The sequence below is a fragment of the Rhizomonospora bruguierae genome (genome assembly GCF_018397995.1).
Classification (GTDB): domain Bacteria; phylum Actinomycetota; class Actinomycetes; order Mycobacteriales; family Micromonosporaceae; genus Rhizomonospora; species Rhizomonospora bruguierae.
In genome coordinates, this window is record NZ_BBQH01000010.1 from 385654 (window position 1) to 399014 (window position 13361).

10 protein-coding genes are annotated in these 13361 nt (G+C 74.6%); all 10 read right to left on the minus strand.

What is annotated here, in order from left to right; translation table 11 throughout:
• Positions 1–64: 64 nt before the first annotated feature.
• The 10 genes from KJS59_RS01770 to KJS59_RS01815 all read right to left on the minus strand — a co-directional run bounded on the left by KJS59_RS01770 (position 65) and on the right by KJS59_RS01815 (position 13356).
• Positions 65–1660 carry a class I adenylate-forming enzyme family protein gene (locus KJS59_RS01770; RefSeq protein WP_213450420.1) on the minus strand — a complete coding sequence of 532 codons (1596 nt, stop codon included), beginning with the start codon at positions 1658–1660 and terminating at the stop codon, positions 65–67.
• A gap of 34 nt (positions 1661–1694) precedes the next feature.
• The gene (locus tag KJS59_RS01775; protein WP_213450421.1) at positions 1695–2237 is read right to left on the minus strand and encodes an SRPBCC family protein; all 543 of its coding nucleotides are present in this window, start codon (positions 2235–2237) and stop codon (positions 1695–1697) included.
• A gap of 55 nt (positions 2238–2292) precedes the next feature.
• Entirely contained in the window at positions 2293–3381 is a 1089-nt protein-coding gene (locus KJS59_RS01780) for an NADPH:quinone reductase (protein ID WP_213450422.1), read from the minus strand.
• 234 nt (positions 3382–3615) lie between these two features.
• On the minus strand, positions 3616–4002 hold the full coding sequence (locus KJS59_RS01785; protein ID WP_213450423.1) for a peptidase inhibitor family I36 protein: 387 nt from the start codon (positions 4000–4002) through the stop codon (positions 3616–3618).
• Between the two features lie 594 nt (positions 4003–4596).
• Entirely contained in the window at positions 4597–5817 is a 1221-nt protein-coding gene (locus tag KJS59_RS01790) for an NAD(P)/FAD-dependent oxidoreductase (protein ID WP_213450424.1), read from the minus strand.
• Positions 5814–7247, minus strand: a complete 1434-nt coding sequence (locus KJS59_RS01795) for an FAD-dependent oxidoreductase (RefSeq protein ID WP_213450425.1) — start codon at positions 7245–7247, stop codon at positions 5814–5816. The genes KJS59_RS01790 and KJS59_RS01795 overlap by 4 nt, the downstream gene beginning before the upstream one ends.
• A complete protein-coding gene (locus KJS59_RS01800; RefSeq protein ID WP_376771106.1) occupies positions 7244–9430 on the minus strand; it encodes a molybdopterin oxidoreductase family protein in 2187 nt (728 codons plus the stop codon). The genes KJS59_RS01795 and KJS59_RS01800 overlap by 4 nt, the downstream gene beginning before the upstream one ends.
• Positions 9315–10712: an MFS transporter gene (locus KJS59_RS01805; RefSeq protein WP_213450427.1), complete on the minus strand. Its 1398-nt coding sequence runs from the start codon at positions 10710–10712 to the stop codon at positions 9315–9317. Before KJS59_RS01805 ends, KJS59_RS01800 begins: the two co-directional genes overlap by 116 nt.
• 47 nt (positions 10713–10759) lie before the next feature.
• The gene (locus KJS59_RS01810; RefSeq protein ID WP_213450428.1) at positions 10760–12670 is read right to left on the minus strand and encodes an anthranilate synthase family protein; all 1911 of its coding nucleotides are present in this window, start codon (positions 12668–12670) and stop codon (positions 10760–10762) included.
• On the minus strand, positions 12667–13356 hold the full coding sequence (locus KJS59_RS01815) for an isochorismatase family protein (protein WP_213450429.1): 690 nt from the start codon (positions 13354–13356) through the stop codon (positions 12667–12669). Before KJS59_RS01815 ends, KJS59_RS01810 begins: the two co-directional genes overlap by 4 nt.
• Positions 13357–13361 lie beyond the last annotated feature (5 nt).

A 13361-nucleotide genomic window follows, 5' to 3' on the forward strand; every position in this document is an offset into this window, starting at 1 on the left:
CGCATACACGCCGTGGCCCCCGGTCGGTCTCGACCGGGGGCCACGGGTGGGCGGAGGGGCGCGGTCAGCCGGCGGAGGAGGAGGTGACCACGGAGCCGTTGTTCCCGGCCGCCAGTATCCGGGCCAGTTCGAGCCGCTTGATCTTCGTGGTCGCGGTCTGCGGCAGGTCGGCGTGCCGCCACTGCACCGGTTCGGCCATCGCCGGCAGGCCCCGCACCGCCGAGCGCCACGCCTGGCGGTCCAGGGGGGTATCGCCCCTGGTGCACACGATCGGCACGGGCCGGCCCTCGGTGTTGGGGATGATGACGACCTCGACCAGATCCGGGATCCGCGCCAGCAGACGGTCCTCGATGGCCAGGGTGCTGCTGATGCCCGGGATCAGGTCCACCTCGCGGTCCAGCAGGTGCAGGCAGCCCCACCTCGTGCGGTACCCGACGTCGCCCATCCGCCACCAGCCGTCGTTGACCTGCTTCTGGTGGCGCTCGTGCTCGCCGAGGTAGGTGACGATCCGGCCGTCGCTGCGCACCTCGATGTAGCCCGGCGACTCCGGGGACGGCGGGTTTCCGTCCCGGCTGACCACGCGGACGCCGGTCATCCCCGGGAACGGCATGCCGACGCAGCGACCGTCGTCGGCCTCGGTGCCCCACTTCGGGTGGTAGGCGCGGCCGGCGATCGGGCCGACCTCGCTCTGCCCGTACATCTGGATGTACCGGGGCGACCGGCGCCGGGACGCGCTGAGCAGCCGGCGCACCGTGCGCGGGTGGATCGCGTCGAACGTGCTGCTGAAGTACTTGACATTGGCCAGCGGCTGGCGCGGGTCCTCGACCAGTTCCTCCCACCGCACGAACGCGTTGGGGTGGGCCTCGATCAGGCCGGGCGGCGCCTCGGCGAAGACCTCAGCGACCCTGCCTGGGTCGTCGTCGCGCAGGATGATCAGCGGGTGGCCCTGGAGGATCGTGATCGGCATCGCCGTGAACATCCGAGAGTGGACGAAGGACACGTGGATGGCGATCGGTTCCTTGCGGCTCACCAGCCGCGCCACCGTCGCCTGCGGACGGTACCGGGCCTCGAACGTCCGTCCGGTGTGGACGGCGAGCTTCGGGATGCCGGTGGTGCCCGAGGTATGGGTGATCAACGTCGGGTGCTCGGGCGGTATGGTGACCGCCGGCACCCGCGGGCCACCGGCGAGCGAGGCCAGTTCGACCGCGCGGTCGTGCCTGCCGGACGCCAGGATCACCCGCTTGGCCAGGTCGAAGACCGACGCCGGCAGATCATTCTCCAGCTTGGCCTGGTCGGTCAGCAGGTACGGCCGGTCCACCCGGCGGACCAGTTCGGCGACGGTGTCACCGTCCAGCTTCGGCGACAGCAGCACCGGCACGGCGCCGATCCGGGCGATCGAGCAGGCGAGGAGCGTGATGTCGAAGCCGTTGGCCTTGTGCACCACGATTCGGTCGCCGGGGCGGACCTGCGCCGCCCAGAGCCGCGCGGCCAGGTCGTCGACGAGGTCCGCGACCCGGGTCAGGGTCGCCCGCCGGCCCAGTTCGGGTGCCACGTCGAGCGTGTGATCGAGGATCACGGGGCTGGCCGGGTACCGGGCGGCGGCCCGCTCGAACAGCGTGCCCAGCCGGATCCCCCTGTTGGCAATGCGCTGTAGAAACATGGAAACCTCCCTCTTTCGACGCGGGCCGGCCGGCTCACTCCTTCTCGATGACCTCTTTGATGCGGTGCAGGGTCTCGGCCAGGTCGCCCTCGAGCTTGGCGGTCCAGTCGACGACGAAGCGCTTGCGGTCCGGCTCGTCGAGGTCCTTCACGATCTTGCGAATGCCCTCGGTCGCCGGGCCCATCCGGAAGTGGTGGGTGAGAACCGCACCCGCCTCGCGGGGTTCGATGTCGAAGCCCCAGACGCTCTGCTGGTTCTCGCCCGTGTGCGTGCGCATCGCCCACCGGAAGGTGCGGCCCGGTTCGGCCGCCACGATCTGGCACTCGGTGTACCAGACCCCGCGGATGAGCGGCGCCCACGCCACCACGTCGTCCGGGCGCAGGTTCTCGCCGCGGAAGACGGCCCCGACGGTCGCCGCCTCGCCGGCGATCCACTGACCGCCCCGGCACTCCGGGCTCCACTCCCCGCTGCGGGTCAGGTCGCTGACGACCGAGTAGACCCGCTCCGGGCTGGCCGAGACCTCGATCCGCGAACGGAGATCGAAGAGCGGAACGCTGTCCACAATCGATTCATTCATACCTGTAAATGTGCCAGTCCTCGCGGCCGTTCGTGACCGCCGCGGGGCAAATCTGTCAAGTCACCGCCCCACCGCCCGCGAGCGGGGCGGGCAGCACCGCGCCGCCTATCGCGGGCGGGGTCTGCGGCACCGCGCCGCCTACCGCGGGCGGGGTCTGCGACACCGCGCCGGCTACCGCGAGTACGACGCGGCTGCCGTGCAACTCTCCCGCTTCCGCCCGGCGGTGCGCCTCGGCGGCCTCGCTCAACGGCAGCCACGCCACCTTCCGGGGGCGCAGCCGGCCGGCCGCCAGCAACCGGTTGATCGTGCGGGCGGCGTCGGCCAACTCGGCGGTGGTCGCCTGCGAGATGGCGAACCCGTGGATCGAGCAGTCCTTGAGGTACAGCTCGCCGACGGGCAGCACCGGCCGGGTCCGCAGGCCGGCGAGCACCACGATCCGGCCCCGCTTGGCCAGCATCGGTACCGCCGCGGCGACATCGTTGCGCCCGGCGGCGTCGATGTACGCGTCCACCCCGCCGGGACTGTGTTCCAGGACGCGCCGCGCCCACTCCGGATCCCGGTAGTCCACGACCGCCGCCGCACCCAGCGACCGGCAGTACCCGGCGTCCCCGGCGGACGCGACGGCGACGACCCGGGCGCCCAGGTCCACGGCCAGCACGACCAGCGCGCTGCCCACGTTGCCACCGGCGCCCACGACCACAACGGTCTCGCCCGCCCGGACCCGCCCGTGCTGGTTCAGCGCCAGGTGGGCGGTCGCGGCCGGGTGGGCGACGGCGACGGCGTCCGCCTCGGGCACACCGGGCGGCAGGCGGTACAGGCGGTCGGCCGGTACCACGACCTTCTCCGCGGCGGCGCCCTGCCGTCCCGCATGACCCATGCTGTTGCACCAGACCCGTTCACCGACGCGGAACCCCGGCGCACCGGGGCCGGCGGCGCTGACCGTGCCGACGAGGTCCCGGCCGACGACAAACGGGAACGTGACCGGGGTCCGCCAGGCACCCGAGCGGACGAACGTGTCGACGTGGTTCACGGTGGTCACCGCGACGTCGACCAGCACGTCGGTGGGGCCCGCCGCCGGCGGCGCCAGCTCCCCGTACCGGATCGCGTCCGGCGGACCGAGTCGTTCGATGTAGGCAGCTCGCACAATGAGCAATTGTGCGGCGCCGGGAGGCCGGTGTCCGGCTCACCGCCGCGGCTGTGTCAGGTCCACGCCGTGCCCGGTCGGCGCCTCGCGGCCGCCTCCGATCGGGCGCCGCCCACCGCCGCACCCGATACGCGCCGCCCACAGCCGCACCCGATACGCGCCGCCCAATGCGCGCCACTCACGGCCGCGCCACTCACGGCGCCCCGGGCGGCGCGGCGGCCGCTTGCCGGGTGGTTACCGCACCCAGGCGCTGTCGGGCCGGAAGCCGCCGAAGTCGGGGACGCCGCCGCCGGCCGGCACCAGGAACGGGCCGCCGAGACAGCCGTCGTTGGCGAACAGCGCTGCCGCCGAGGAGCCGGTGTTCAACGCCGAGCGCGCCTGGCCACCCCAGCCGTGGTCCACCAGGCTGACGCACGTGCCGGACGGAACGAGCGACCTCAGCGTCAGCCGGGCGCCGCTGTAGCCGGCGCCGTCGAACAGGCACAGCGTGTTCGTGAACGGGCACTCGGCGGGGAGCGTGCCCGCCCCCGCCGCCCGTGCGGGCGCGGCCACGCCGAACACCGTGGTCGCGGCCAGGGCGACCGCCAGCAGGGCGGCCTTTCCGCTTCTGGTTACCGACATCTCGGGTACCTCCAGGGTGGTTGGTGACTGACCTTCATCGGTGGTGCGGGCCCGCGGTGCGCCCGGGCGACATGGCGGCTGGCGAGCACCTACCGCCGTTCGCGGGCCTGCCTCATACACATTGGACAGGCGGAGGACGGCGGGCCGGACCGGCGCCGGCAACCCGGAACGGAATCCGCTCCTGCGCGGGTGTGGGCCGTCCGTGTGCTCCGTTGGGCTGCGAACTGGAGCCCCGGCAACTCGTAGGGCGTGCGGACCGTTGCGGTGCCCGGATGTGGCATCCGACTTCTCCCCGTACAGGCGGGGAAGTCAGGCCGGCCATCAGCCGCGCGCGGCCGCGCCACTCCCCCGCGATATGCACCATCGACCGCCCCGGGTCGGGCGTGAACGCCGCCGCGCCGGCCACCCCGCGAGGCATCGATAGAGTGGCATATGTACGGGGTATCCACCACCCCCCGGCGGCCGAATTGATCAGCTACCGGGTTTCGGCCGGCAACCGGTGACAGCGGCCGAAGCGATCGGTATTCTCCGGGGCGTCAACGGGGAGCCGGCCGTCGCACGACGGGTAGCCACGGTGGAGCGAACCGACCGGCGCTACCGGCCGGATGCGGCACCGGCCAGCAGGCCGGGCGGCATGATGGTCAGCTCCCGGCCGAGCATGGCACGCAACGTCGGGTACGCCCGGGCGTCCCCGGCCAGGATCCCGCCGAGCAGGGTCCGGCCGTCGGCGGCCAGCACCAGCTTGGCGTACCTGCCCGCGGCCCGGTCGAGCTGCGCGAACTCCACGGCGCCCGGGGTGCGGGCGTGCGCGTCGCCGAAGCTGGCCACGTCCGCGCCCATCACCTTCAGCCGCACCGACGCGTCCGAGCCGGTGAAGGTCTTCCCGCCCCGGCCCAGCAGCTGCGCCGCCACGACCTCCGCCATCCGGTATCCGGGATTGACCAGGCCGTAGCAGCGCCCGTGGACCGCGGCGCAGTCGCCGATGGCCCAGATGTGCGGGTCGGCCGTGCGGCACCGGTCATCGACGGCGATCCCGCCACGCGGCGCGACCGTCAACCCGGCGGCCGTCGCCAACTCGTCCCGGGGGCGGACGCCCGCGGCGAAGACGATCAACCCCGCGGGCAGGGTCGCGCCGCCGGCGAAGGTGACGCCGCGCACCGCGCCACCCGGTCCGCCGTCGACGGACGCGACCGTGGTCGCGTGGTGTACCCGCACGCCGAGCCCGGCCACGAAGGCGGCCAGGACCCGGGCGGCGGCAGCGTCGAGCTGGGCCGCCATCAGCCGGTCCGACCGCTCCACCAGGTGGACGCGCATGCCGAGCGCGCGCAGCGCGGCGGCGGCCTCCAACCCGAGCACGCCGCCGCCGACCACGACCGCCGGCCGGCCCGGCCGCGCCGCCCGCCGCACCCGCTCGGCGTCGTCGAGGGTGCGGTAGGCGAAGCAACCGGGGCGGTCGTGCCCGGGTACGGGCGGCACGAACGGCCGGGCGCCCGTGGCGAACACGAGCGCGTCGTAGCCGACCCGCTCGCCGCCGGCCGCGTGCACCACCCGCCGCCCGGGTTTGACGCGCACGGCCGGGGTGCCGAGCATCAGACGTACCGCCGGGTCGTCCGGCACGGAGGGGGTCAGCAGCGCACTCCGCTCGGCGTCGCCGCCGGTCAGGTACGACGAGAGCAGGGTGCGGTCGTAGGCCGGGCGGGCCTCCTCGGCCAGCGCGACGACGCGCCAGTCGTTCCCGTGCTCCCCGGCGCGCAGTGCCTCGATGAGTCGCTTGCCGACCATTCCATGCCCGATGAGCACCAAGGTGCGGGTCATGGCGTCACTCCACTACCGACGGCCAGCAGGCGTCCGGTTTCGGTCGCCGGGCCACGGGCCGGCTCGGCACCCAGCCGCTCGCAGATCCGGTCGACCTCCGCGACGCACGTGCCGCACCCGGTGCCCGCCCGGGTGGCCTCGCCCAGCGCCGCGCGGTCCCGGCAGCCGCGCCGCCAGGCGGCCACGATGCCCGCCCTGGTGACGGTGTTGCAGAAACAGACGACGGCGTCGTCCGGCAGGTCACCGGTGCCCGTGCGGGGCGGCGTGCCGAGCAGCAGGGCGAGCCGGTCGGCGGGCAACGGCAGGTCCCGGTCGAACAGTTGGGTGGCGGCGGCGGTCGCCTGCGGCAGCCCGTACAGCACGCCCCGGACGATGCGCCCCGCGAGCACCTCCAGCGCGGCGTGCCGGCGACCCGCTGGATCCGTGAACGTCACCGTCTCGGCGCGCCCGTCGGCGGCCCGGGGGCGGGGCCGGTCCAGGGCCACCACGCTCAGCTCCGGGTCGCGCAGCCGGACGACCGCCGGCACCGGCTCGTACCGCCGCCGCCCGCCCGTCAGCAGCGCGGCCAGCGTCTCCGCCTGCGCCCAGGCGCGCGCCACACCGCCGCCCGACTCGCGGCCGTACCGCGCGCAGTCCCCGATGGCGTACACGTGGGGATCGTCCGTGCGCAGCCGGTCGTCGACCACGATCCCGCCGGCGACGGCCAGCCCGGCCGCCCGCGCGAGTTCGACGCGGGGCCGCGCACCGGCGCACAGCAGCAGGGTGTTGGCGGCGACCGTTTCGCCGTCGCGCAGCACCAGCAGGCCCTCGTCGTAGCGGACCGCCTCGCGCTCAAGCCGCACGTCGACGCCCCGGTCCGCCAGGTGCCGCGCCAGCAGCGTCCCGGCGGCGGCGTCCAGGTGCCGGTTCACCGGGTACGGATGGCGGTGCACGAGCGTCACGCGGTGCCCGGCCCGGCGCAGCGCCAGGGCGGCCTCCACCCCGAGGACGCCACCGCCGAGCACGCAGACCGGTCCCGGGCCGAGCGCCACGCAACTGTCGAGGGTGCGCAGCGGCCGGACCTGTGGACTCAGCCCGCCCCGCCAGCGGATTCCCGGAACGCGTGGGACGACGGCACGCGCGCCCGTGGCCAGAACGAGCGCGTCGTACCGGAACCGCCGCCCGTCGTCGAGGTGGACGGTGCGGGTGGCGCGGTCGATGCTCGTGACCGTGGCCGAGCGGTACGCTTCGACGCCCGCCGGCAGGTCCGGAAGCGTGACGGCCTCGGCGGGCAGCGCGCCGGCGAGCACCGACGCGAGCAGCATCCGGTTGTACGGCGGGCGCCGCTCGGCGCCGAGCATCACGACCGGGTCGCGGTGGCCACGCCGGTGCAGGCACTCGACGAACCGGTGGGCGGCGGGGCCGGCGCCGACGACGACCACCCGCGTCATGTCGGCCCCCGGTAGGCCCGCACCCGCACCGCGCACACCTTGAACTCCGGCATCCCGCTGACCGGGTCGAGCGCGGGGTTCGTGAGCAGGTTCGCGCGCCCGGCGCCCGGGAAGTGGAACGGCAGGAAGACGGTGTCCGCGCGCAGGGTCGGCACCACCCGGACCCGCGCCACGGCGGTACCGCGGGCCGAGCTGACCCGGGCCCAGTCGCCGTCGGCCAGGCCGGCGCCCGCGGCGGTGTCCGGGTGCATCTCCACGAACGGCTCGGGATCGGACCGGCGCAGTTCGGCCACCCGCCGGGTCTGCGCGCCGGACTGGTAGTGGCCGAGCACCCGCCCGGTGGTGGCGTAGAGGGGCCGGTCGCCACCCGCCTCCTCGGCCGGTGGCCGGTGGTCCACGTCGACGAAGCGGGCCCGCCCGTCCGGGTGGGTGAAGCGGTCGAGGAACAGCCGCGGCGTTCCCGGATGCCCGCCGGGCGTCTCCGGGCACGGCCAGTGCAGGGCCTCCCCCGCGTCGAGCCGCTCGTAGCTGATGCCGGAGTAGTCCGCCCGCCCGCCGCGCGAGGCGCGCCGCAACTCGTCGAAGACGTCGCGCGGGTCGGTCGGGTACCGCTCCGGCGGTTCGCCGAGGCGCACCGCGAGGTCGTGCAGCACCCGCAGGTCGCTGCGCACGCCGGGCGGCGGCGCCACGGCCCGCCGGCGCCGCAGCACCCGACCCTCCAGGTTGGTCATGGTGCCCTCCTCCTCGGCCCACTGCGTGACCGGCAGCACCACGTGCGCCAGGGTGGCCGTCTCGGACGGCACGAAGTCCGCGACCACCAGCAGGTCGAGCGCGGCCAGCCGGTCGGCGACGTGCCCGGCGCGGGGCGCGGAGACCGCGGGGTTGGTGCCGAACACCAGCAGCGCCCGTGGACCGCTTTCGGTGCCGAGCGCGTCGAGCAGTTCGTACGCGCCGCGTCCGGGGCCGGGCAGCGCCTCCGGTGGCACACCCCACACGCCGGCCACGTGTTCGCGCGCGCGAGGGTCCGTGATCATCCGGTACCCGGGTAGCTGGTCGGCCTTCTGGCCGTGTTCCCGGCCGCCCTGGCCGTTGCCCTGGCCGGTCAGGCACCCGTAGCCGCTGCCCTCGCGGCCGGGCAGTCCGAGCAGCAGCGCGAGGTTGATGAACGCCGCGACGGTGTCGACGCCCTTGCTGTGCTGCTCGGCGCCGCGCCCGGTGAGCAGGTACGCCCGGGTGGCGGCGCGCATCATCCGCACCGCCGCGCGCTGGTCGCGCACGGGCACGCCGGTGACGCGCTCGACCCGCTCCGGCCACCAGGTCAGCGCGCGCTTGGCGAACTGCTCGTAGCCCGCCGTCCGGGCGCGCAGGTAGGCGCGGTCCGTCAGGTCGTCGACGATCGCGATGTGCGCCAGGCCGAGGGCCAGCGCGAGGTCGGTGCCGGGTCGCGGTTGAAGGTGCAGCGCGGCCCGCTCGGCGGTGCGGCTCCGGCGGGGGTCGATGACGATCAGCTTCGGGGTCGCCAGGTGCCGCATCAACGGCGGCATCGTCTCGGCCACATTGGCCCCCGCCAGCATGACCACGTCGGCGCGGCCGAGGTCGGTGACCGGGAAGGGCAGCCCGCGGTCCACGCCGAAGGCCGCGTTGCCGGCCGCGGCCGCCGAGGACATGCAGAACCGTCCATTGTAGTCGATCTGGCTGGTGCCCAGCGCCACCCGGGCGAACTTGCCGAGCAGGTACGCCTTCTCGTTGGTCAGGCCGCCCCCGCCGAGGACGGCCACCGCGTCGGCGCCGTGCGTACGCCGGATGGCGCGCAGCCGGGACGCGACGGTGTCGAGCGCGGTGTCCCAGTCGGTGTCGACCTGGCGGCCGCCGGCGGCGCGGATCCGGGGCCGGCGCAGCCGATCGGGGACGGTCAGCACCTCTGCGGCGGTCCAGCCCTTGCGGCACAGACCACCCAGGTTGACCGGGAAGTCGTCGGCCTCGACCCGGACCGCGCCGTCCCGCAGGGCCAGGCGGGTGCCGCACTGGAGCGCGCAGTACGGGCAGTGGGTCGGCACCGATCGCGGCTCAGACATTCCGCACCGCTGCCCGGTCGGCGTGGAGGGTCGCCTCCGGGACGGCGAGCCGGCGCCGTGCCCGACCGCCGAGGTAGCCGAACCACGTGATGGCCAGGCACCCGGCATAGCCGGCGAGGAACGCCACGAAGGCGCGGGCGCCGCCGCCCGGCCCGCCGGCGTAGGCGGCACGGAAGGCGAGGTTGATGGCCACGCCGCCGAGCGCGCCGACCGCGCCGCCGATCCCGATGACCGCGCCGGTGAGCCGGCGGGCGCGGGCGAACTGCCCGCGGGCGTCCTCGCCGGCCAGCACCGCGCGCGCCGCCTCGGCGGCGAAGACCGCGGGGATCATCTTGTACACCGAACCGTTGCCGGCGCCGCTGAGCAGGAACAGCGCCACGAAGCCGGCGAGGAAGCCGGTGGCCGAGCCGGCCGCGGCGGCGACCAGCAGCCCCCCGGTGCCCAGTGCCATGCCGAGGAACGCCGCGAAGGTGACCCGCGCCCCGCCGTACCGGTCGGCCAGCCACCCGCCGACCGGTCGCGCCGCCGAGCCGAGCAGCGGGCCGACGAAGCCGGCCGAGGCCGCCGCCAGCGGTGCCCAGCCGAACTCGGTCTGCAGCACGATGCCCAGGGCGAACCCGTAGCCGATGAAGGAGCCGAACGAACCGACGTAGAGCGCGGAGATCCACCAGGTGTGCCCGGAGCGGCACGCCTCGGCCAGCGCGGGCCGTTCCCGGCGCCGCGGCACGATGTCGTCCATGTACCGGGCGGCGACGGCGGCCGCGACGAGGATGGCGGGCAGGTAGACGGCGGGCAGCAGGGCGGGGTGGGCCGTACCGGCCACCGCGATCACCGCGACGCCCACCAGTTGCACGGCCGCGACGCCCAGGTTGCCGCCGCCCGCGTTGAGGCCGAGCACCAGACCCTGGCGGTGCTGCGGAAAGAGCATGCCGACGTAGGTCATCGACGAGCCGAACGTGGCCCCGCCGACCCCGGCGCTGGCGGCGACCAGCAGGTACCCCCACAGCGGGGCGCCCGGCCGCTGCACCAGGTACCAGGCGCCGAGGGTCGGCACCGCCAGCAGCAGGCTGGCCAGCAGCGTCCAGGTGCGCCCGCCGAAGCGCGCCACCCCGGCGCTGTACGGCAGGCGCAGCAGCGCCCCCACGAGGGTCGGGGTGACGACGACGAGGAACTTGTCCGCCGGGTCCAGGGAGGCGCCCGACCGCGGGGTGAGGAACAGCACGAGCACCGACCACATCGTCCAGACGGAGAAGCCGAGGTGCTCCGAGAGGATCGACGCCGCCAGGTTCCGGCGGGCGACCCGCCGGCCGCGTTCGGCCCAGAAGCGCTGATCCTCGGGGTTCCAGTCGTCGATCCGCCGCGTCCGTCCCGACCACCGGGTCCGGGGCATGGTCCTTCCCCCTTCAGTCGACTGTGGATTGGCGTTCGCCGCCCGCACTAGGCGGCCGTTCCCACCCGCTCCGCCGCGGCCAGCACGCCGGCCATCAGGTCGCCCAGGATCCGTTCGCCGTCCACGGAGAGGACGGATTCGGCGTGGAACTGGATGGTGGCGAAGAACTCGCCCCGCAGCGCGTGCACCTCGCCGGTCCGGGCGTCCCGGCTCACCTCCACCGGTCCCACGCCGTCGATCTCCACCCGGTCGGCGTCGCCGATGGCCGCGAACGTGTTGTAGAACCCGACGCGCTCGGGCGCGCCGAACAGGTCGATCTCCCGCTGCACGCCCTGGTTCGGGATCTCCCGGCGGCGCAGCGCGAAGCCCAGTTGGGTGCAGAGCACCTGGTGGCTGAGGCAGACCGCGAGGAAGGGCCGCCGCCGGGCCAGCAGCGCCCGCGCGGCGGCGCGCAGCCGATCGATCTTGTGGTGGCCGTCGGCGCGCGGGTCGCCCGGCCCGGGGCCGAGCACGACGAGGTCGGGCCCGTCCAGGTCGTACGGCTGGTCGTAGCGCCGCACCGTCACCGACATGCCGAGGGCCCGCATCTGGTGGTCCATCATGGAGGTGAACGCGTCCTCGGCGTCGATCACCAGCACCCGGCGGCCGGCCAGCCGCGGCGCCGGCCGGGTGCGGGCGCCGATGTCGTTGAGCCAGAAGTCTGCGATGCCGTGGTTGCGGCGTTCCAGCGCCGCCCGCACCTGCGGGTGCCGGCCGAACCGGCCCGCGCCGCCGGCCTCCAGGGCGGCCAGCAGCCCGGCGGCCTTCGCCCGGGTCTCCGCCACCTCCGACACGGGGTCCGAGTGGCGCACCAGCGTCGCGCCCACCCCGATCCGCAGGTGCCCGCGGTGGTCGATGTCGGCGGTCCGGATGGCGATGGCCGAGTCGAGGACGTCGCCGCCGGTCGCGTCGCGCCCGATCAGCGCCACCACCCCGCCGTAGTAGCCCCGCCCCTCCGGCTCGTACCGCCGGATGACCCGGAAGGCGCTCTCCAGCGGGCTGCCGGTGACCGTGGGGGCGAACATGGTCTCCCGCAGCACCGTCCGGGGGTCGCGGCCGGTCCGGCCCTCGATGAGGTACTCGGTGTGCGCCAGCCGCGCCATCTCCTTCAGGTACGGCCCGCGCACCCGCCCGCCGTTGTCGCACACCCGGGCCATCATCTTCAGTTCCTCGTCGACAACCATGTACAGCTCGTCGGTCTCCTTGCGGTCGGCGAGGAAGTCCAGCAGCTCCGGCAGGGCGGGACCGGACGGCGGGTAGCGGTACGTACCGCTGATGGGGTTCATGACCGCCGTGCCGTCGCGGACGCTGATGTGCCGTTCCGGGGTGGCACCGACGAGCGTGCGATCCCCCGTGTGCACCAGGTAGGTCCAGTAGGCACCGGACTCCCGCTGCACGAGCCGACGGAAGAACGCCAGCGCGCTGGCCAGCGTGTACCCGTCGATGTCCGCCCGGTAGGTGCGCTTGATGACGAAGTTGGCGCCCTCGCCGGTGCCGATCTGAAGGTCGATGACCTCCCGGACCGTGGCGGCGTAGTCGTCGTCGGCCACGTCGAAGCGCCCGTTCGACAGCCGCGTCGGCACGTCCGGCAGCAGCCGCAGGGCGTCGCTCAACGGCAGGCTGCCCTGCTCCGTCACCGACAGGGCGACCAGCGGCGTGCCGTCGTCCACGCAGCTGAACCGGCGCTCGGCGATCTGGCGGTACGGGATGAGCACGAGCGCGTCGTGCCGGGGTTCGGCGCCCGGCGTGTGACCGGCCGGCGGCAGCGGAATCCCGGCCAGCGTGTCCGGGGTGGACACCTGCCCGACGACGACCTCCAGTTCGTCACGGGACGCCGCCTCCGGCCGGTACAGCAGCGCGAACGCCGACGGCGGCTGGGCGAGGACGCGGGCCAGCAGGCCGCTTCCGGCCGCGCTCATCGCAGCGCCCGCCGGCCGGCGGGCACGCCCGCACCGATCGGGTCGCCGGTCGGCCCCAACTGGTCGACGATCTGGGCCGTGCTGGCCACGAACGCGCACCGCAGCGCGGCGTACTCCAGCGCCATGCGGTGGAAGCGCTCGGAGAAGTCGGCGACCGCGTCGGCCACCAGGAACGGCTGGATGTCGTTGCTGAACGCGTCCACGGCGGTGGCCAGGACGCCGACGTGCGCGTAGACGCCGCACACGACGATCTGGTCGCGCCCGTCCCGCCGCATCCGGTCCAGCAGGTCCGAGCGGACGAAGGCGCTGTACCGCCACTTGGTGAACAGCCAGTCCGCCGGGCCGGGGCTGAGCTCGTCGATGATCTGCCGATCCACCGGGTCGACCCGCATGCCCGGTCCCCAGAAGTCCTTCAGCAGCCCGCGCTGCCGGTCGTCCATGTCCCCCGGTTGGGCCGTGTACCCCACCGGGATCTTGTGCGCGATGCACTCCGCCCGCAGGCGCCGGACGTTGCTCACCATCGCCCGGCCCGGTTCGACCGCGGGGATCGGCCGCAGGAAGTAGCGCTGCATGTCGTGCACGAGCAGGACCGCCCGGCGCGGATCGATCCGCCAGTCGGCCGTGTTGGCCGGCAGGCTGTCCGCGGTCGGCAGGGCGTACGGCGTGATCGTGGGAATTCCCGCCATGACCT

Coding starts and splice junctions, on each gene's coding strand:
- KJS59_RS01770 (WP_213450420.1), bottom strand. CDS start 1,660: ATGTTTCTACAGCGCATTGCCAACAGGGGGATCCGGCTGGGCACGCTG.
- KJS59_RS01775 (WP_213450421.1), bottom strand. CDS start 2,237: ATGAATGAATCGATTGTGGACAGCGTTCCGCTCTTCGATCTCCGTTCG.
- KJS59_RS01785 (WP_213450423.1), bottom strand. CDS start 4,002: ATGTCGGTAACCAGAAGCGGAAAGGCCGCCCTGCTGGCGGTCGCCCTG.
- KJS59_RS01790 (WP_213450424.1), bottom strand. CDS start 5,817: ATGACCCGCACCTTGGTGCTCATCGGGCATGGAATGGTCGGCAAGCGA.
- KJS59_RS01795 (WP_213450425.1), bottom strand. CDS start 7,247: ATGACGCGGGTGGTCGTCGTCGGCGCCGGCCCCGCCGCCCACCGGTTC.
- KJS59_RS01800 (WP_376771106.1), bottom strand. CDS start 9,430: ATGCCGGGTGCCTGGCCATCACGTGGTTCGGCTACCTCGGCGGTCGGG.
- KJS59_RS01805 (WP_213450427.1), bottom strand. CDS start 10,712: ATGCCCCGGACCCGGTGGTCGGGACGGACGCGGCGGATCGACGACTGG.
- KJS59_RS01810 (WP_213450428.1), bottom strand. CDS start 12,670: ATGAGCGCGGCCGGAAGCGGCCTGCTGGCCCGCGTCCTCGCCCAGCCG.
- KJS59_RS01815 (WP_213450429.1), bottom strand. CDS start 13,356: ATGGCGGGAATTCCCACGATCACGCCGTACGCCCTGCCGACCGCGGAC.